The following is a 17,536-nucleotide window of genomic DNA, read 5'->3' as shown; positions in this document are numbered from 1 at the left end:
AAGGGGCGCGGGGCTGTGTCGACATGCGGCTCCGCCGCGCGGGCGCGACCAGCCCCCACAACCCCGCACCCAGAACCGAACCCAAGCCCCCCCAACCCCCCGCTTGGGCCCGGCGCAGCGCTCCGCTAGGCTCCCGCCCCATGGCCAACACCCAGAACCCGCAGGGCAACCACGACCCCGCAGGCAGCACCCAGATGTTCCGCGCGTTCGTCGACGAGGCCCCCCAGGGCGGAGCCCGGCAGCAGGCCTCCTCCGGCCCGCGCGTCGGCCTCATCCTCGGCGTCGTGGTCGCGATCGCGGTCGTCGCCGCGGTCGCCTGGCTCGCCCTGAAGTAGCCGCCCGCCGCCCCCGGCCAAAGCCCCCGCGGCGGCGGTCAGCTCCACTCCACCGAGACGTCCCGCGTCTCGACATGCATACCGAGCGGCACCCGCCACGCATCGACGCACACCGTCCAGGCGCGCTCCTCGCGCGCCCCGGGCGCGATCGGCACCGGCAGCGCCTCGGCCGACTCGACCGTGCCCCAGTCGACGCCGAGCGCGCCGATGATGTGCGTACCGAAGGTCACCGTGCCCGAACGCACCGCGCTGCCCCCGGTGTTGCGCAGCTCCAGCGTCACCTTCTCGCACCAGCGCTCGGCCACCGCCTCCCGCTCGGGCTCGCCCACGCTCAGAACGGCGGGCCCGGTCGGAGTGCCAGGTGCGGAAGGCCCGGGCGTGACCGGCCCGGAGGGTCCGGACGGCCCGGTAGGGCTCGGCGCCCCGGACGGCCGGGTAGTCCCGGACCCCGCCTCACCACCCGCAGAGCCCCCACGCGACGGCAGGGCCGGACCGCCGGACCCGACCCCGGAAGCGGCCGCCCCTGAACTCCCGTCACGAACACCCGAGTTCCCCCGGCCCCCGGCACCAGGCACGGCGACACCCGGCCCCGCCCCGGCCGGCCGATCAACGTCCCCGGCCCCGCCCTCGTCCAGCGGAACCAGCGTCACGTCCCCGGCCGGAGCCGTAGCCGCCCGCGGAACCGGTGCCCCCACGGCCGTATAGCCACCGCCGCCGCCACTCCCGCCGCACGCGGCCAGCGCCAGGCCGCCCGCACAGACGACGGCCGCCGAGGCGCCCAGCAGGGCGCGCCGACGGCCGGTTGTCGCAGGGGCAGAGGTCGCTCGAAGCATCGCGCCATGATGACTGACGCTCCATCAGATATGAAGCCTCGTGCGGCACTCCCGCCCGGCTCAGTCCGAGATGAGGCCCTCGCGCAGCTGGGCCAGCGTGCGTGTCAGCAGCCGGGAGACGTGCATCTGGGAGATGCCGACCTCCTCGCCGATCTGGGACTGGGTCATGTTGGCGAAGAAGCGCAGCATGATGATCCGCCGCTCGCGGGGCGGCAGCTTGGCCAGCAGCGGCTTGAGCGACTCGCGGTACTCCACGCCCTCCAGGGCCGTGTCCTCGTAGCCGAGGCGGTCGGCCAGCGAGCCCTCGCCGCCGTCGTCCTCGGGGGCCGGTGAGTCCAGGGAGGAGGCGGTGTACGCGTTGCCGACCGCGAGGCCGTCGACGACGTCCTCCTCCGACACGCCCAGTACGGCGGCGAGTTCGGCGACCGTGGGCGAGCGGTCCAGCTTCTGGGACAGCTCGTCGCTGGCCTTGGTGAGGGCCAGGCGCAGCTCCTGGAGGCGGCGCGGGACGCGGACCGACCAGGAGGTGTCGCGGAAGAAGCGCTTGATCTCGCCCACGACCGTCGGCATCGCGAACGTCGGGAACTCCACGCCCCGTTCGCAGTCGAACCGGTCGATCGCCTTGATCAGCCCGATGGTGCCGACCTGGACGATGTCCTCCATCGGCTCGTTGCGCGAGCGGAAGCGCGCGGCGGCGTAGCGCACGAGCGGGAGGTTCAGCTCGATCAAGGTGTCCCGGACGTACGCGCGTTCGGGGCTGTCCTCGTCGAGGGCGGCGAGCCGCAGGAAGAGGGAGCGGGAGAGGGTGCGGGTGTCGATGTCCCCCGAGGCCGGCGGTGCCGGGACCGCGGCGGCCTGGAGGTCCTGGGCCGGCGCGGCCACCAGGGCCGCGGCATCGTCGAACGCGGCGTCGGGCGCGGACTCGCTCTTCGTGAGCGTGAGCACCTTCGAGCTGCCCTGATCTGCGGACATGCCACCCCCTTTGGGTCGCGGACGGTCGCGGCCGTGCTCCTCGCGTCGAGGAGCTCAGCCTTCACCTGAATACCGGAGCCGGAGCCACGGCAAACGCGCTTCAGGAAGAATGTCACATGTCGGCAACACGCTGTAGAGACATGTCGACATCCGAGATGCGAATCAGCCCTGCATGCAGGGGGTGTGACGGTTCTTCAGCGAGATTTTTGAAACAACCGCGCAGGTGGGCGATTCGCTCGCTCAGGTGAAAGATCGTCCGGACGTTCTAGGCGCGCGAGGCACACGTTCCAGAGGGCCGCGAGAGCCGGAGTCGGGACGGGCGGTCCGTACGGCACCGGCAGTCCCGTACGGCACGGGCGGCCCCGTACGGCACGGGCAGCCCCTGCGAGGGCCCGGAAGGCCTACGCCTCGATGCGGTTGGCCATCCGCAGACGCTGGAAGCTGCGCGCGAGCAGCCGGGAGACGTGCATCTGGGAGACGCCGAGCTCGGCGCTGATCTGGGACTGCGTGAGGTTGCTGTAGTAGCGCAGCAGCAGGATGCGCTGCTCCCGCTCGGGGAGCTGCACCAGCAGATGGCGCACCATGTCGCGGTGCTCGACGCCGTCCAGGGCGGGGTCCTCGTAGCCGAGCCGGTCCAGCAGTCCGGGCAGGCCGTCGCCCTCCTGGGCGGCTTCGAGGGAGGTCGCGTGGTAGGAGCGGCCGGCCTCGATGCAGGACAGCACCTCGTCCTCGGTGATGCGCAGCCGCCCGGCGATCTCGGCGGTGGTCGGGGTGCGCCCGAAGGCCGTCGTCAGGTCCTCCGTCGCGCTGTTGACCTGCACCCACAGCTCGTGCAGCCGACGCGGGACGTGGACGGTGCGGACGTTGTCGCGGAAGTAGCGCTTGATCTCGCCGACGACGGTCGGCATCGCGAAGGTCGGGAACTGCACGCCCCGCTCGGGGTCGAAGCGGTCGATGGCGTTGATGAGGCCGATGGTGCCGACCTGGACCACGTCCTCCATCGGCTCGTTGCGGGAGCGGAAGCGGGCGGCGGCGTAGCGCACGAGCGGGAGATTGGCCTCGATGAGAGCCCCGCGCACCCGGTCGTGCTCCGGCGTACCCGGCTGGAGGTCCTTGAGCTGCGCGAAGAGCACCTGTGTCAGCGCCCTGGTGTCCGCGCCCCGGCTGCGCTGCGGAGTGGCCGGAGCGGGAGCCTCTTCCTGGGGTGGCGCAGTACTGGCCGACACGGTCAACGCCACCTCTTCATCGGTCAACTCATCCGTCAAAAGCGGTCATAGCATCACAAGACAGGCCCACTGTGTGCAAGCACCGCAAAACTCCGTGTTGGGGGTGAGTTTGGGCATAAGACGCACAACGGCCCCGCACCGTCGCGGTGCGGGGCCGGAGTGGCTGAGGTCAGAACTCGTAGTCGGCGATCACCCACGTGGCGAACTCCCGCCACAGGGCCACGCCCGCCTGGTGCGCGGGGTGCTCGACGTACCGGCCGAGGGCCTCGGCGTCCTCGAAGGCGGAGTTGATCGCGAAGTCGTGGGCGATCGGGCGGTCGCTGAGGTTCCAGCCGAGCTCCCAGTGGCGGATCTCGGCGATCTCGCCCTCCAGCGCGCGGAAGGCCTTCTCGCCCTCGGCCACGCGCGGGTCGTCGCGGTCGACGCCCTCGTTCAGCTTGAACAGCACCAGGTGGCGGATCATGAGTCACCTCCGTTGGCGACCCAGGTCATGAAGTCGCCGATGGCCTTGGCGGCCTCCGATATGCCCTCGAACCCTATCTGCACGTAGTCGGCCGCCTTGGCCGGGTCCGTGATGATCAGATACAGGACGAAGACCACGAGTACATAGACGGCGATCTTCTTCGCATTCACCGCCACCGCGGCCTCCCCTGTCGCCTGCCACTGGCCCACGAACCCCTGTTCGCCGGCGGTGAGTGTAACTTCACGGCCTATTTAAGGACCAACGGCCCATGGCCCAGGGCCTTTCGTCACACGCCCGGAGCCCGTCGCGCGGCACAGGATGGGGGCTGTGCCCCGGAGGACCGGCGACGGCCCGGCGGGGTGCGGGAAGGGCCCTCACTGCGGGGTGCGCGCCGGGACACTCCCCCGTCGACCGGCGTGCGCTCGAGGGCCGGCCTCCGTCGGAGGGGGCGGTCTCCCCCGGGACCGCCTCCCCCGTCCTCGTGGCGGGTCTCCCGGGTCTCGCGCGCACCCTCGCCCGCCCGGCCCGCGGCGTACGGTGGCCGCCATGGTCACCGTCGACGACGTACGGCGCCTCGCGCTCGCGCTGCCGCGCACCGAGGAGCATCTGATCCACGACCGGGTGAAGTTCCGCGTCGGGCGGATCGTCTACCTGGCGTTCTCCCGCGACGAGACCGTCCTCGGCTTCGCCTTCCCCAAGGAGGAGCGCGCGGCCCTGGTCGCCTCGGAACCGGAGAAGTTCCTCCTGCCCCGGGCCTCGGACCTGCGCTACAACTGGGTCGAGGTCCGCGTCGCCGCGCTCGGCGAGGGCGAACTGGCCGGACTGGTCACCGACGCGTGGCGCATGTGCGTCCCCGCCTCGGTGGCCCGCGCCCACCTGGACTGAACCCCGGGACCCGAACCCGCCTCCGCCGCACCGACGGCACCCCGGCACCCTTTGAACAACCCCGTACACACGAGAAGGGCCCCGTCTTCCGACGGGGCCCTTCTGCGAAGCGGTAGCGGAGGGATTTGAACCCTCGGTGACTTGCGCCACACTCGCTTTCGAGGTCTGTTCGCGCTGGTCAAAGCGTGATCCAGGGCTGTCCGTCCCTGTTCATTCCCGTACACCTACCCGCGCCGTGACCCGCCGTGAACGGGGATGCACGGGGGTGAATGAGACGGAAACTGAGACGGACGGCGCCTGCCTTGACCGGCGCATCAAGCCTTGCTCGCCGACTCGTCGCTGTGCGCGGCCAAGTCCAGTGCCGCGAGCACGGCCGCAGGATCGCCCTTGTAGGTGACATGGGGTTCGTCCGACTCGGGCGGGAAGAACCGAGTGCGGTAGCGCTGAAGATCACTCTCGGAGAAGTAGATCGAGTTCGGATCATGCGCGTGGTCGTCGTTCCGCTTGCTGATTCGCGACCAGAGTTCGTCATGGCTTGCCGCGAGATAAACGAGCAGTGGGGTGGCGCCGGCGCCTGTCGCGATCGCTCGCCAGTGGGCCCGGTCGGCGGGGGTCCAGAAGCCGTGGTCAATTACGACGTCGCGCCCGGCTAGAAGCCGCTCCCGTAGCTCCGCCGCAGTCTCCTCTAGTACAGGTCGCTCAAGGGCGGGGAAGGTGCCTCGCGGGAAGTCCACCCCGTACACACCATGACGGCGGTACATCTCTTCGTCGGGGCACAGGCGCACGAATCCGCGATCGGTGAGGACGCGGGAGAGTGTGGTCTTGCCGGAGCCGGGAAGCCCGGCCATCAGAACGCAGAACGGCGGGCGTGAGGGCATCGCTCTCGTCACGGTCTGGGATATGACCGCCATCTCCTCTTCGGCTTCGGGCGTGATTGTGCCAGCACTACGAGCCGCGAACAGCCTGCCCAAACGGTCTTCGAGCACGCTCAAGAGCGTGTCGTCTATGACCGTCACTGGGAGACCTCCGATTCAGTCCGCCATGTGCGACCGGGGCCGCCCAGGTCGACGCCGTACTCGACGACGCTACCGTCACTGTCGACGAACTTGGCTGTCATCACGACTACGGGTTCGGTCGGCGGGTTGCTGGGGTCCAGTTCCAGGAGCCGTGCGTCTTCCGCCGTCAGCAGGCGCGCTGACGCGGAATCGACACGATGGCTGATCGGGCTGCCCGTCGCCCCGGAGATGAGCTGGAGCGAGGTGCCTCCGGTCAGACGCTCGCTCATCGCCAGTTGGGGAATCAGCTTCCCGTACCGGGCGGGAATCCATGACGTGCTGTGCGCCACGATGCCGTGCCGGTCCCGGTAGACCCGGCTGCGACGGATCACGTCCGAGCCAGGCTTGATGTCCAAGGCTTCGGCCACTTCGGCAGGGGCGGGGACGACAGCGGCTTGGTGCGAGTCGGACCGCTCGCCCTGCCCCCAGCTTGACCCGGTGCGACGACCCCGGTCCTGGCGCTGAGAACCAGAAGACATGGGGGCTGGCCGGTCAAGGACTTCTGTTCCAATGCCGTGAATCCCTCGAACCAGACCCTCGCTGCGGAGCTTGCGCAACGCCTTCTCGGCCGTCGCGGTGCTCACGCTCCACTCCTCGGCGAGGTTCTTGATGCTCGGCAGAAGCGTTCCCGGCGCTAGTTCGCCGGAGGTGATCTGCTCCGCGTAGTGGGCGGCAATCCGCGCGTACGGCGCCCGATTGTCGACCTGACCAGCCATCTCGTCAGCTCCCTAAGTCTGAGTGCCCCAGGTTCCCTAGCCTACCGCTTGACACCGCAGGGAACCCTAGGGAACCCTAGGTATGTGCCCAGCGGGTCAGGCAACTGACCCCGGGGCCGCTGATCTCCGCATGCCGTGCTCGACCGGCGTGCGTTGGGAGGCGACGTCAACGCCCGGAGGAAAGCCCGCAGGGGTGAGTACGAAGGCAGCGTTCGTTCTTTGACAACTGAATGGGGATCACGCCGCCTCTCCTCGGCCAAGTAGGCGGCCACGCGGAACGCTCGCGTGAGGTACAGCGCAATCCGACCTTTTCCGCAGCTCAGCGCTGCGGGCCGGTTGCCTCCGCTGCTCGTCGCGTACGAGCAGCGCTGAGGGGAGCCGGATGTTCCGACTTCAACGGCAAGCGCCCCGGAGTTGCAGCTCCGGGGCGCGGTTCGGGCCGTTGCCACCTTGCAGGGAGAACACGACCCATGAGTCACATCGTCACTGTTCAGGACGCTGTTACGGCGTTCGCCGACTGGATCGAGCCGACGGACGCCGAGCTGGACGCGATCGAGGAGGAGATGCCCGCGATCGTCGCGGACGTCGTCCTGCTGGACGCGCAGATCAAGACCCTGGACCGCGCGCCGAGCGAGCTGGACGCGTGCCGCCTGCGCCGTGCGTGGCGCCGGGTGCTCGCCGAGCGGGCCGCGCTCGCCAACCGCGCCGCCGTCGTGACGGTGCCGGGCGGTGCGGCATGAGTACGCCGACCGAACGCAACCTTGCCGCGCAGCACGCGGAGGTCAAGGCGGAGATCGCGCGGACGGACACGAAGACGGGGCTGTTGCTGGCGTTCGTGGGCGCGGTGCTCGCGGGTGTGTGGACGTTCATGCGGGACCTGCCGATGAACCTCGCCGCGTACGTCGTCGGCGGTCTGGGCTTGGCGCTGCTGGTGATGGTCGTCGGTCTGCTGCTGCGGTCGGTGCGCCCGAACCTGGGCGGCCGGCACGGTTTCCCGCTGTGGGCGACGCTCACCGCCGAGGAGATCACCACCGCCGCCGCGACGCGGGACCTCGCCGCGAGCATCGCGGGGCTGTCCCGCGTGGCCGTCGCTAAGTTCACGAGCCTGCGCCGCGCCATCGACCTCACCTATGTCGGCGGGGCGCTGCTGGTCGTCGCGGTGCTGCTCGCCGCCGTGGGGGGTGCCGGATGAGTCTGCGGCGCAAGGGGCGTGCGGCCCTGGTGCTGGCGCTGGTCGCGGTGGTGGCGATGGCGTTCCGGGTGTCGTGGAACGCGCTGCGGGACATCGCGGGCGCGGTCGGCGCGGACGCGACGGCCGCGATGCTGTACCCGTTCGTCGTCGACGGTCTGATGGCGCTCGCGCTGGTCGCCACGCTCGTGCTGGCCGGACCCGACCGGGTGTTCGCGCTGCGGGTGCTGGGCGCCTACACGATCGCCTCACTCGTCCTCAACTACGTCCACGGTCTCGTGCCCGAGTTGCACGGCCGCTCGGTCGACTGGGGACGGCTCGCCGAGTGGGACCCGGCGAACTGGGTGCTGGTGCTGCTCGCCACGTCGCTTCCGGTCGGCTCAATCTACTTCGGGTCCGACCTGGTCGCCAAGGTGCTGCACCACCGCCCCGTCCCGATTCCGGCCGCTGTCGCGAATGCGGAGGAATCGACCGAGAGCGTGAGCAATCGGTCTACCTCTGACCTCGCGGTATCGACCCCGCCGCCGATCACGCCGAACCCGACCGTACTGCCCCGACCGGTCGCCGTCGGCTTCCTGAAGTCGGCCCTCCCCGTCAAGCCGGTCCCCTCGATCGAACCGGCACCCGTCCCCTCGATCGAGCGCCGGGCGGTGGCGGCCGAGTCGACCCGGCCGCGCCGGGCGACCGGCCGTGTTCCCGAATCGGCCCGATCGGGTCGACCGAGGCGCACGGCGGCCGATCTGCTCACGGAAGCGCGTGCGGCGGCCGTCGACTGGCCGGACGCCCAGGTCACCGCCGAGGGCATCCGCCGGGCGGTGCGCACGTCGCCGGCGAACGCGCGGATGCTGCGCGACACCCTGCTCGCCGAACGCGAGGCTGAGGCGGTGGCGTGATGGGACGGACGCTCGCCGAGTGCTTCGACCCGGACGGCACCCGCCACGGCATCCCCACCTACCCCTGGAAACTCGCCCCGCCCGGCTACGCCACCCGCCGGCAGCTCCGGGCGGTCGGCCTGCGGCCCGGCGGTCAGCCGGTCGCCGCTCAGGTCCTGCGGCCCCGCCGTCGGCGCGGGCCGCTGGTCGCCTACCTCTACCGGCTCGATGCCGCCAAGCCGGTCCGGCCGATGACCCCCGCGAGGCGCCGGGCGCTGGAGTGCGCGATGCGCGCCCGGCGCACCTGCCCGGCCTGCCGCACCGACGCCGGATACGTCATCCCGCTGTCGCTCGGCGCGTGCGTGGCCTGCGCCTTTCCCGACACCGCCTGAACCGGACTCCCGAAGGAGCAGCCGAACCATGGGCAAGCCCGACACCCGCCGTCTGGACCGTGAGATCAAGCTGACCGAACGCAAGCTGGAAGCCGTCCGCAAGGGCGAGACGTGGGCCCTGACCGGCCCGGAGCGCCGCAAGGTCATGCGGGCGCTGGCGGGCGGCGGCTACAACGTCGTGCGCGGCAACAGCACCGGCCGCGCCGAACGCAACCTGGACGCCGTCGCCGAGAGCGCGGTGATCCGGCTGACCGCCGAACTGACCGCCCTGCACACCGAACGCCAGCGCATCGTCAACGAGGCCGCCGCCGCCAGGGCCGCCAAGAAGTCCTCCGGCTGGTGGTGAGCATGCCGACCACGCCCGGCCGCTGTCCGGCCGCGCACCCGGAAGACCCCACCCCGTGCGTCGGGGACGTTGTCGTGACGGTGCTGGACCGGCAGGGTGCGGGTGCGGACGGCTGCGAGCACCACGCCGCCCGCCTGCTCGCCTCCCTCGAACAGGGCCGCGTGTACCCGCTGCCGGACGCTCCGCCCGGCGCTGCGATCCGCGTGTTCCGGGCCGCCGACGGCACCCGCCCGTTCTGCTGGGCCGACGGCCCGCGCACCCGGCCGTCCCAGCTCAGCCGCGCCGAGAACCGCGCACGCAACGGCCGCTGATCGGCCCCCACACCGTCGGGACGGCCGCACTCTTCCGCACATCCGCCGGCCGTCCCGGCATCCCTCCCTCTTCCTTCTTCCTGCTCGACTTCCGCCCCGACGGGGCAGTCTGGAGCGCTTCCCGCCATGAGCGACGCCGTCGTTCCCCTGCACAAGCACACCGACCCCGCCGACCCCCGCCCCGCCCTCACCCTCGTCACCGACCCGGCACCGCCCGTTCCGACGCTTCCGGCACCGGCGTTGCCGCTGTGGGTGCGCTCCGGGCGGGCGGTGCGGCGCATCGTCACGCACGAGACCACCCGCACGACCGTGGTCACCGTCGCCCGGCACGGCCTCTACGCCGTGGGCGGGGCGCGGATCGTGGCCCGGCGCACCTGGGACGCCCGCACGACCGCCCGCTACGAACGCATGCTCCGGGCCGCCGAAGCCGCGGGGAACCTGGAGGTGGCGCAGGAGTGGGAGGAGCGCGGTCAGCGCTTCCGCGACGCACGCCACCGCCGCCGCATGGACCTCCTGCACTCACCCGTGGAAGCGGCCAAGGGGCTGGTCGTCGGAACGGGCATGGGCATCGGATCGCTCATCGCCCTCGGCGTGGTGCTGGCCATCGCCAACAAGGACGTCACCGACGTCATCACCCCCATCGCGGCGGTGATCGAGTTCATCGCCCTGCTCGTCACCATCGTGCAGGTGGTGTGGGGACCGGCCGTCTCGGTCGGCCCGTTCCTCGCCCTGCTCGCCCTGTGGACCGTCGGCCGCAGGCAGCACGCCGCCCCGGACTGGGCCCTGCCCGCCAACATCCGCAACAGCGAGGGGGAAGTCATCACTCCGTCGATCGTGGTCAAGGCCCTGCGCGACCTCGGCGTGCCCGCACTGCGCAATGCCATCAAGGAGATGGGCGACGCCGGCGCGTCCATGCTGGGACCGATCCGGATCGCCGGATGCGGCGTGGAGGTCGACGTCACCCTGCCCTCCGGGGTGTCGACGAACGAGGTGCAGCAGAGGCGCCGCAAGCTCGCCGAGAACCTCACCCGGCACGAGCACGAGGTGTTCATCACGATCCCCGAGGCGGCCCGCACGGTCCGGCTGTGGATCGCCGACTCGGGCGCGCTGGACGAGCCGATCGGACCGTCCCCGCTGGTCACCGACACCACGCTGACCGCCGACTACGCCAAGGGCAAGGCCCCGTGGGGGCAGGACCTGCGCGGGGACGCCGCCGCCCTGTCCCTGTATCAGCGGCATCTGCTGATCACGGGCCTGTCGAACCAGGGCAAGACGGCCGCGCTGCGGGCGCTCGCGCTGTGGCTGACGCTGGACCGGTCGGTGGAGTTCTGGATGGGTGATCTCAAGGGCGTGGGCGACTGGGCCATGTTCGACGGGATCGCCGCCCGGCTCATCCAGGGCCCCACCGACGACCACGTCATCCAGGTCACGGAGATGGTGGAGGACGCGGTGGAGGAGATGAACCGCCGCCTGATGGCCCCGCCCGGCACCGGCTTCCCGCTGCTCGTCGTCATCGTCGACGAAGCGCAGGTGGCGTTCATGTGCCCGGTCAAGGGCGACGACAAGCGGCCCTACGGCGGCTCCAAGGCCACCTCCCGCTACTACAACGCCGTCCGCAAGGTCCACAACCAGGGGCGTGCGGTCAACGTCCTGATGTGGCAGGGCACCCAGGACCCCACCAACGAGAACCTTCCCAAGCTGGTCCGCGAGGGTGCCCACACGCGTGCCTCGCTCGCGCTGGGCACCGAGTCGCAGGCCCGTATGGCGCTGGGGGACAAGGCCGTCGACGGCGGCGCCGCACCCAACCTGCTGCGCCCGGGTCTGGACAAGGGCACCCTCGTCGTCGCCTCCGACGGCATCGCGATTCCCGCCGGACAAGCTTCCATCACGGTCCGGACCCACTACATCAGCACCGACGACGCACACGAGATCGCGGAGCGGGCCAAGGCCCTGCGCGACGGCGTCACCACGCTGCACGTCGCCGAGCGGGGCGCGGAGCGCGATGCGCTCGCCGACATCTTCACGGTCATGGGCGAGGCGCCCCGGGTACGGACCATCGACGTCCTCGCCCGGCTCGCCGCGCTCAGCGCGGACGCCTACGGCGGCTGGTCGTTCCTCAACCTCACCCGCGTTCTCGACGGCACCGGGGCCGAGCCGTACAAGTCCGACGGCAAGATGACGATCAGCCGCGACCGCGTCGCCCGCGCCCTCGCCGACCGCGACACCGACGGTTCCGCTTCCGCCCCCGCATAGCAGGGAGGCGGCACCTCCCGGGCCAGGGAGGCAGGGAGAACTCCCTGAACCCCTCCCTGACCCGCCTCCCTGCACCTGACCTGTGCGAATGACCGCTCAGGGAGTCAGGGAGGCGTGCTGGTCAGCACCCCTGAAACCCCCTCCACAGCACCCCAGCAAGGGGGTGCCACTGCCTCCCTGAACCATGCCCAGAAGGGATTCCGCATGTACCCCGAACACTCCATCCACGCCCCCGCCTTACGGGCCCCGGAAGTCCACCGCCCCACCCCGATCAACCCCGCCGTGCCTTACGCGGCGCCGCTCGTTCCGGTCCAACCGCACGCCGCGCCGGCGGTGGCGAGCGTGGTCCTGCCCGACGGGAGGGTGATCACCGGCTACGCCGTCAGCCCGATGCAGCCCGAACCGGTCGCCGCCAAGCCGGCCGTCTCCCGCACGGCGGTGAACGTCGCCCTCGGCGGCATCGGCTTCCTCGCCGTGTCCGGCGGCCTGCTGATGCTCACCACGTTCATCACCGCACTGACCGCGCTCATCACCCAGCTCGTCATCCTCGCCGCCGTCGTCTTCGGCGGCTTCACCGCCATGCAGGTTCTCGGCGCCAAGGGCCGCAAGCACGGGACCACCGTGCACATCCGCAAGGCCGTCATCAAGCGCAACCACTTCCACGGCTAGCTACGCCAAGGGCGACCCCCCATTCCGCCAAGAACCCGGGGCCGCCCTTGTCCAGCCAGCACCTTCAAGGAACTGGAGACACCCAGCATGACCCATACCTTCCGGTCCGCGCTGTTGCGCGCGGCGCTGGACGCCGCAGAACGCGGCTGGCTCGTGGTCCCGCTGCGCCCCGGCGCCAAGCGGCCCGCCCTGCACGGCGAACGCACCTGCACCCGGACCGGCGGATGCGCGAGGGGACACCGCAAGTGGGAGCAGCGCGCCACCACCGACCCCGACGTCATCCGCGCCGCCTGGTCGCGGGCCCCGTTCAACGTCGGTATCGCCACCGGACCGTCCGGGCTGGTCGTCGTCGACCTGGACAGCCCAGAACACAACGGCGGTTCGGACGCGCCTGACGGCGCGGCCAACTTCGCAGCGCTGTGCGAGCGCGCCGGGCACGCCGTCCCCGCGACCTACCGGGTGCGGACACCGAGCGGTGGAACCCACCTGTACTTCACCGCACCGCCCGGACTGCGCCTCGGCAACACCGCCGGGGCCCTCGCCGACGCCGTCGACACCCGTGCGTGGGGCGGCTACGTCGTCGCCGCCGGGAGTATCACCCCCGCCGGACCGTACGAGCCGCTGTGCGGCCGTCAGGCGGCCCCACTGCCCCCGTGGCTCCAAAGCATCCTGCAACCCGCCCCCAGGCCCTCTCGGGCCCCATCTAAGGCCAGTACGGGGCAATCCCGCTCGTATGCAGATGTAGCGCTCGCCAACGAGTCGCGAAACGTGGCCCAGGCCCAACACGGGGCGCGGGAAGCCACGTTGTTCCGGGCCGCCCGCGCACTGGGGCGCTTCGTCGCGTGGGGCGACCTCCCCCGGCACGTGGTCGAGCAGGCTCTTCAGGAGGCGGGGGAGGCGGCCGGACTGTCCGTGTCCGAGTGCCGCTCGACCCTGCGTAGCGCCCTGGACTGGTCCATCAGCCACAACCAGCGCAGCAGGCGGGCGGCATGAACGACCCCGACCCCTCCCACCCCCGCCTGAAGAGCGCCACCTCCACCCGCGACCACCCGCACCCCGCCGGACAGCGCGCACCACGGCCGGCCGGGGGCGAACCGAAGGTCGCCGCCCGCAAGGGCGTCCCAACTGCCCTTCGCCCGAACCGGTTCCGTCGCGACGGCGCTCCGACGCCCGAGCGGCCCGGCATCCACATCTACGCCCCGCCGGTCTACCGCGACCACAACGACGGCGCCCGCTGGTCCAAACGCCACAGCGACACCCCCACCGCCGCCTACGCCTGCCCCTGCGGCCAGACCGGCACGGCTCGCGGACCGCAAGCCGTGACCGCACTCGTCGACGACTACGCCGCTCACAAGCACTCCTGCACCGGCACCCCCGCAGAGCACACCGAACGGAGGAACGCCGCATGACCCCCACCACCGACGGGGCCGCGCTGCTCGACGAGGTCGAAGCCTTTCACCGACGCTTCAACGTCTTCCCCCACGAAGCCGCCTATGTCGCCGTCGCACTGTGGGATGCGCACGCCCATCTGCTCGACTGCTTCGACTCCACCCCCCGCATCGCCTTCCTGTCCCCCGAACCGGGGTCCGGGAAGACACGGGCCCTGGAGATCGTGGAAACGCTCGTGCCGCAGCCCATGACCGCCGTCAACGCGTCCGCCGCCGCCCTGTTCCGCTCGGTCTCGGCAGGCAACAGCAAGCCCACCATCCTCTTCGACGAGATCGACACGGTCTTCGGCCCGAAGGCGGGGGACAACGAGGAACTGCGCGGCTTCCTCAACGCCGGCCACCGCCGCACCGGGGTCACCTACCGGTGCATCGGGGACGGCGGACAGCAGACCGTACAGGCGTTCCCCTCGTACTGCGCCGTCGCCGTCGCCGGACTCGGCTCACTCCCGGACACGATCATGAGCCGGGCCGTCATCATCCGCATGCGCCGCCGGGCCCGCAACGAGACGGTGGAACCCTTCCGCGCCCGCATCCACGAAGCCGAGGGACACAAACTCCGTGACCGGCTCGCCACATGGGCCGAGCAGGCACGCGCGTCCGTCATGGGAGCCTGGCCGGACATGCCCGACGGGGTCACCGACCGGCCGGCAGACGTCTGGGAACCCCTGATCGCCATCGCGGACGCCGCCGGCGGCGACTGGCCCGACCGCGCCCGCGCAGCCTGCACGGCACTGGTCACCGCCTCCAAGGCCAACGACAAAGGCAGTCTCGGCGTACGGCTGCTGACCGACCTGCGCGACCACGTCATGGTCGGAATCGACCGGCTTCCCACGGTCGCCATCCTGGACCGGCTCAACGCCCTGGACGACGCCCCGTGGGCCGACCTGCACGGCAAGCCGCTCGACAACCGGCGCCTGTCGAAGATGCTCGCCGAGTACATGACGGCCGACAACGAGCCGATCGCCTCCCGCAACATCAAGGCCGCCGGGAGCGTCCTCAAGGGCTACTACGCCGCCGATCTCCGGGACGCGTGGGGCCGCTACTGCCCTCCACCCTCGGAAAGTCCGCTACCTCCGCTACCCGGCAGCGAAAACCTGGCCTGACCAGCAGTGATGCGGTAGCGGCAACCGGTCTCGGTTGCCGCTCCCGGCCCGCTACCCATCCGCTACCGCTACCCCCTCCCGCTACCCCGAACAGGCCCCTGACCTGCGAGGTAGCGGCAGTAGCGGAAGTAGCGGCCCCCAGAAGGGGGCCTTGGAGGGCCCCGCTCCGAAATCCCCGAGACGAAGGAGCATCACCCGCATGGACACGGCCCTCGCCGCTGCCATCGACCCCACCCTCGTGCTGCTGACCGTCGAAGAGGCCGCCCGCCGTCTCCAGATCGGTCGAACCGTTTGCTACCGGCTCATCCGCACCGGAGAGCTGGAGTCCATCACCGTCGGCCATCTCCGCAGGGTTCCCGCCGATGCCGTGCCGGAGTTCGTATCCCGCTGCCGTAAGCGGCAACACCCCACCCGCACCCTCGCCGCCGCATGAGGAGTCCGCACGCATGACAGAAGACAAGAGCGACAAGAAGCGCACTCGTCAGCCGAACGGCCGTTCGTCCATCTATCAGGGGGCGGACGGGAAGTGGCACGGCCGCGTGACGGTCGGCATCCGTGACGACGGCAAGCCGGACCGTCGGCACGTCGAACGGAAGACCCGCGCCGAGGTAACCGCTGCGGTCCGCGAGTTGGAACGGGAGCGCGACGCGAAGACCATCCGAAAGGCGGGCCGCCCCTGGACCGTCAAGACGTGGCTGACCCACTGGGTCGAGAACATCGCCCCGCTCGCCGTGAACGAGAACACGATGGTCGGGTACGGCGTCGCCGTGCGGAAGCACCTGGTCCCCGCCCTCGGCGCTCACCGGCTGGACAAGCTCAAGCCGGAGTACATCGAAGCCTTCTACGGACACATGGTGGCCGAGGGGCGTAAGGCGGGGACGATCCACCAGATTCACCGCACGTTCCGCACCGCCCTGAACGAAGCGGTCCGGCGTGGCCACCTCGCCCGAAACCCCGTCCAACTCGCCAAGGCGCCCCGCGTGAGCGAAGAGGAGATCGAGCCCTACACGGTCGAAGAGGTCCAACGGCTCTTGCGGGCGGCCGACGACCGCCGGAACTCCGCCCGGTGGGCCGTGGCGCTCGCCCTCGGACTCCGACAGGGCGAGGCGCTGGGCCTCAAATGGGCGGACGTCGACCTTGACCGGGGCGTACTCATGGTCCGGCGGAGCCGCCGTCGGCCGCGCTACGCCCACGGTTGCGCGGACCCCTGCGCGAGGAAAGCTGGGTACTGCCCGCAGCGTCAGCGGACCAACCCGGAGACGGCCGACACCAAGTCCCGCGCAGGACGGCGGGCCATCGGGCTTCCCTCTCAGCTCGTAGACCTGCTGCGCACCCACCAGGCCACGCAGCAAGCGGAGCGCGGGGCGGCTGGCGCCGACTGGACGGACGAAGGGTGGCTCTTCGCGACCGCGACCGGTCGGGGCACATCCCCCCGGACGGACTACGACGACTGGAAGGAACTGCTTGACGACGCCAAGGTCCGAGACGGCCGACTGCACGACGCCCGCCACACCGCCGCTACGGTCCTGCTGATCCTCGGAGTCTCCGAGCGGGCCGTCATGGGGCTCATGGGCTGGTCCACCACGGCCATGGCCGCGCGGTACCAGCACATGGTCGACTCCGTCCGCAGCGATGTTGCTCGTCGGCTCGACGGGCTCATCTGGGAGGAGTAGGTGAATGTCGCTGGGCGCAGTAACGGTTGCTGGTTAAGGCGCTACTGCACCGCTTTGCCGCCGAGCAGCCCCACCATGGCGCCAAACCCCAGTTTTGCCAGGGTCGAACACGTCTCCATAGCGGACTTCCCGGCATCGGTCGGATTCGTAACGAAAAGACCGATGTAGACGCTTGCGGCTAGCGTCACCAGCGTTATGACAGTCACGCAGATGAAGACAAGCTTGAAGTTGGCCGTCAGGAGAGTCTGACCCGCAGGGATCGGGTGCTGGGTGGCTTCGTTCTCAGCGGGAGCGAGGTCCTTACTCATTCGACCCGCCCCCCTTGGCGTGCGGAATCGCGATCAGAAGGGGCGCTGCCGTCGCGGGTGCCAGGATTGCTGCTCTGGTCGGCCCCTCGTTCAAAGGCCTTGGCGTACAAGTGCTTCAGGCTTTTCTGAAGTTCCTCAGTGGTGGAGCCGCTTGCCACCCTGAACTTGCCGTTGACCTTGACAATCACGGATTTGGAGCGGGGTCGCCGAAAGATGGCGTGCAGCAGGCTTCGGAGAGCTGCGCTGGAAGCGATGAGAACGACGACCGCCCCACCCAGGACGACGGTCAACATCCAACCAGTGTCCATGTCCACCACCTCCCTTACGTCCCATTGTGTCCGGCAGAGGGAGGGGGTGCATGCGGACCAACTGAGACGGTAAGTGAGACGGAAGCTGAAGGGGGGGGGGGGGGGGGGGGGGGGGGGGGGCGGCCTTCGGGGGGGGGGGGGGGGGGGGGGGGCCGCGGTGGGTTTTTCTCCCCCCTCTT

At 70.6% G+C, this 17,536-nt stretch carries 24 protein-coding genes; 15 read left to right on the top strand and 9 right to left on the bottom strand.

Annotation, left to right across the window (positions count from 1 at the left end; translation table 11 throughout):
- The first annotated feature begins 140 nt into the window (after nt 1-140).
- Nucleotides 141-335, top strand: coding sequence for a hypothetical protein (locus ACZ6SQ_RS30700; protein ID WP_386385138.1), 195 nt, complete (start codon nt 141-143; stop codon nt 333-335).
- A gap of 38 nt (nt 336-373) precedes the next feature.
- On the opposite strand, the gene ACZ6SQ_RS30695 is transcribed toward ACZ6SQ_RS30700, so the two are convergent.
- From ACZ6SQ_RS30695 to ACZ6SQ_RS30675, 5 genes are all read right to left on the bottom strand, one after another.
- Nucleotides 374-664, bottom strand: coding sequence for a hypothetical protein (locus tag ACZ6SQ_RS30695; protein WP_469567810.1), 291 nt, complete (start codon nt 662-664; stop codon nt 374-376).
- 564 nt (nt 665-1,228) lie between these two features.
- On the bottom strand, nt 1,229-2,140 hold the full coding sequence (locus ACZ6SQ_RS30690; protein WP_386385134.1) for an RNA polymerase sigma factor SigF: 912 nt from the start codon (nt 2,138-2,140) through the stop codon (nt 1,229-1,231).
- 401 nt (nt 2,141-2,541) lie between these two features.
- Entirely contained in the window at nt 2,542-3,405 is an 864-nt protein-coding gene (locus tag ACZ6SQ_RS30685; RefSeq protein ID WP_469567806.1) for an RNA polymerase sigma factor SigF, read from the bottom strand.
- A gap of 130 nt (nt 3,406-3,535) precedes the next feature.
- Nucleotides 3,536-3,829 carry a Dabb family protein gene (locus ACZ6SQ_RS30680; protein ID WP_389323961.1) on the bottom strand — a complete coding sequence of 98 codons (294 nt, stop codon included), beginning with the start codon at nt 3,827-3,829 and terminating at the stop codon, nt 3,536-3,538.
- A complete protein-coding gene (locus ACZ6SQ_RS30675) occupies nt 3,826-4,005 on the bottom strand; it encodes a hypothetical protein (protein WP_386385128.1) in 180 nt (59 codons plus the stop codon). Before ACZ6SQ_RS30675 ends, ACZ6SQ_RS30680 begins: the two co-directional genes overlap by 4 nt.
- Nucleotides 4,006-4,375: 370 nt before the next feature.
- Between ACZ6SQ_RS30675 and ACZ6SQ_RS30670 the strand changes: the two genes are divergently transcribed.
- Nucleotides 4,376-4,714 carry an MmcQ/YjbR family DNA-binding protein gene (locus ACZ6SQ_RS30670; protein WP_469567802.1) on the top strand — a complete coding sequence of 113 codons (339 nt, stop codon included), beginning with the start codon at nt 4,376-4,378 and terminating at the stop codon, nt 4,712-4,714.
- 314 nt (nt 4,715-5,028) lie between these two features.
- On the opposite strand, the gene ACZ6SQ_RS30665 is transcribed toward ACZ6SQ_RS30670, so the two are convergent.
- Together ACZ6SQ_RS30665 and ACZ6SQ_RS30660 are read right to left on the bottom strand one after the other, a co-directional pair.
- Nucleotides 5,029-5,730: a P-loop nucleotide/nucleoside kinase family protein gene (locus ACZ6SQ_RS30665; protein WP_469567799.1), complete on the bottom strand. Its 702-nt coding sequence runs from the start codon at nt 5,728-5,730 to the stop codon at nt 5,029-5,031.
- Nucleotides 5,727-6,485: a GntR family transcriptional regulator gene (locus ACZ6SQ_RS30660; RefSeq protein WP_469567795.1), complete on the bottom strand. Its 759-nt coding sequence runs from the start codon at nt 6,483-6,485 to the stop codon at nt 5,727-5,729. The genes ACZ6SQ_RS30665 and ACZ6SQ_RS30660 overlap by 4 nt, the downstream gene beginning before the upstream one ends.
- A gap of 470 nt (nt 6,486-6,955) precedes the next feature.
- Between ACZ6SQ_RS30660 and ACZ6SQ_RS30655 the strand changes: the two genes are divergently transcribed.
- From ACZ6SQ_RS30655 to ACZ6SQ_RS30595, 13 genes are all read left to right on the top strand, one after another.
- On the top strand, nt 6,956-7,225 hold the full coding sequence (locus tag ACZ6SQ_RS30655) for a DUF6284 family protein (RefSeq protein WP_469567793.1): 270 nt from the start codon (nt 6,956-6,958) through the stop codon (nt 7,223-7,225).
- Nucleotides 7,222-7,677 (top strand): Pycsar system effector family protein, encoded by a 456-nt coding sequence (locus ACZ6SQ_RS30650; RefSeq protein WP_469567790.1) that lies wholly within the window; start codon nt 7,222-7,224, stop codon nt 7,675-7,677. Before ACZ6SQ_RS30655 ends, ACZ6SQ_RS30650 begins: the two co-directional genes overlap by 4 nt.
- Nucleotides 7,674-8,567, top strand: a complete 894-nt coding sequence (locus ACZ6SQ_RS30645; RefSeq protein ID WP_469567787.1) for a DUF2637 domain-containing protein — start codon at nt 7,674-7,676, stop codon at nt 8,565-8,567. Before ACZ6SQ_RS30650 ends, ACZ6SQ_RS30645 begins: the two co-directional genes overlap by 4 nt.
- On the top strand, nt 8,567-8,938 hold the full coding sequence (locus ACZ6SQ_RS30640) for an RRQRL motif-containing zinc-binding protein (protein ID WP_469567784.1): 372 nt from the start codon (nt 8,567-8,569) through the stop codon (nt 8,936-8,938). Before ACZ6SQ_RS30645 ends, ACZ6SQ_RS30640 begins: the two co-directional genes overlap by 1 nt.
- Before the next feature lie 28 nt (nt 8,939-8,966).
- On the top strand, nt 8,967-9,284 hold the full coding sequence (locus ACZ6SQ_RS30635) for a hypothetical protein (RefSeq protein ID WP_469567781.1): 318 nt from the start codon (nt 8,967-8,969) through the stop codon (nt 9,282-9,284).
- Nucleotides 9,285-9,286: 2 nt separating this feature from the next.
- Nucleotides 9,287-9,595 carry a hypothetical protein gene (locus tag ACZ6SQ_RS30630; RefSeq protein WP_469567778.1) on the top strand — a complete coding sequence of 103 codons (309 nt, stop codon included), beginning with the start codon at nt 9,287-9,289 and terminating at the stop codon, nt 9,593-9,595.
- Nucleotides 9,596-9,721: 126 nt separating this feature from the next.
- A complete protein-coding gene (locus ACZ6SQ_RS30625) occupies nt 9,722-11,848 on the top strand; it encodes an ATP-binding protein (protein WP_469567775.1) in 2,127 nt (708 codons plus the stop codon).
- A 204-nt stretch (nt 11,849-12,052) separates the two neighbouring features.
- Complete coding sequence (locus tag ACZ6SQ_RS30620) at nt 12,053-12,517, top strand: hypothetical protein (protein ID WP_469567772.1); 465 nt, start codon at nt 12,053-12,055, stop codon at nt 12,515-12,517.
- Between the two features lie 87 nt (nt 12,518-12,604).
- Nucleotides 12,605-13,510 carry a bifunctional DNA primase/polymerase gene (locus tag ACZ6SQ_RS30615; protein ID WP_469567768.1) on the top strand — a complete coding sequence of 302 codons (906 nt, stop codon included), beginning with the start codon at nt 12,605-12,607 and terminating at the stop codon, nt 13,508-13,510.
- The gene (locus tag ACZ6SQ_RS30610; RefSeq protein WP_469567765.1) at nt 13,507-13,926 is read left to right on the top strand and encodes a hypothetical protein; all 420 of its coding nucleotides are present in this window, start codon (nt 13,507-13,509) and stop codon (nt 13,924-13,926) included. Before ACZ6SQ_RS30615 ends, ACZ6SQ_RS30610 begins: the two co-directional genes overlap by 4 nt.
- Nucleotides 13,923-15,068 (top strand): DUF3631 domain-containing protein, encoded by a 1,146-nt coding sequence (locus ACZ6SQ_RS30605; RefSeq protein ID WP_469567762.1) that lies wholly within the window; start codon nt 13,923-13,925, stop codon nt 15,066-15,068. Before ACZ6SQ_RS30610 ends, ACZ6SQ_RS30605 begins: the two co-directional genes overlap by 4 nt.
- 199 nt (nt 15,069-15,267) lie before the next feature.
- Nucleotides 15,268-15,501 carry a helix-turn-helix domain-containing protein gene (locus ACZ6SQ_RS30600; protein WP_469567759.1) on the top strand — a complete coding sequence of 78 codons (234 nt, stop codon included), beginning with the start codon at nt 15,268-15,270 and terminating at the stop codon, nt 15,499-15,501.
- A gap of 13 nt (nt 15,502-15,514) precedes the next feature.
- Complete coding sequence (locus tag ACZ6SQ_RS30595; protein ID WP_469567756.1) at nt 15,515-16,741, top strand: tyrosine-type recombinase/integrase; 1,227 nt, start codon at nt 15,515-15,517, stop codon at nt 16,739-16,741.
- Between the two features lie 41 nt (nt 16,742-16,782).
- On the opposite strand, the gene ACZ6SQ_RS30590 is transcribed toward ACZ6SQ_RS30595, so the two are convergent.
- Nucleotides 16,783-17,049 (bottom strand): hypothetical protein, encoded by a 267-nt coding sequence (locus ACZ6SQ_RS30590; RefSeq protein ID WP_469567753.1) that lies wholly within the window; start codon nt 17,047-17,049, stop codon nt 16,783-16,785.
- Nucleotides 17,046-17,342: a hypothetical protein gene (locus ACZ6SQ_RS30585; RefSeq protein ID WP_469567750.1), complete on the bottom strand. Its 297-nt coding sequence runs from the start codon at nt 17,340-17,342 to the stop codon at nt 17,046-17,048. The genes ACZ6SQ_RS30590 and ACZ6SQ_RS30585 overlap by 4 nt, the downstream gene beginning before the upstream one ends.
- Nucleotides 17,343-17,536: the final 194 nt, after the last annotated feature.

Source organism: Streptomyces sp. NPDC048600, from assembly GCF_055587025.1.
The sequence above is the reverse complement of the archived record's forward strand: the minus strand, read 5'-3'. Positions and strand labels throughout refer to the sequence as shown.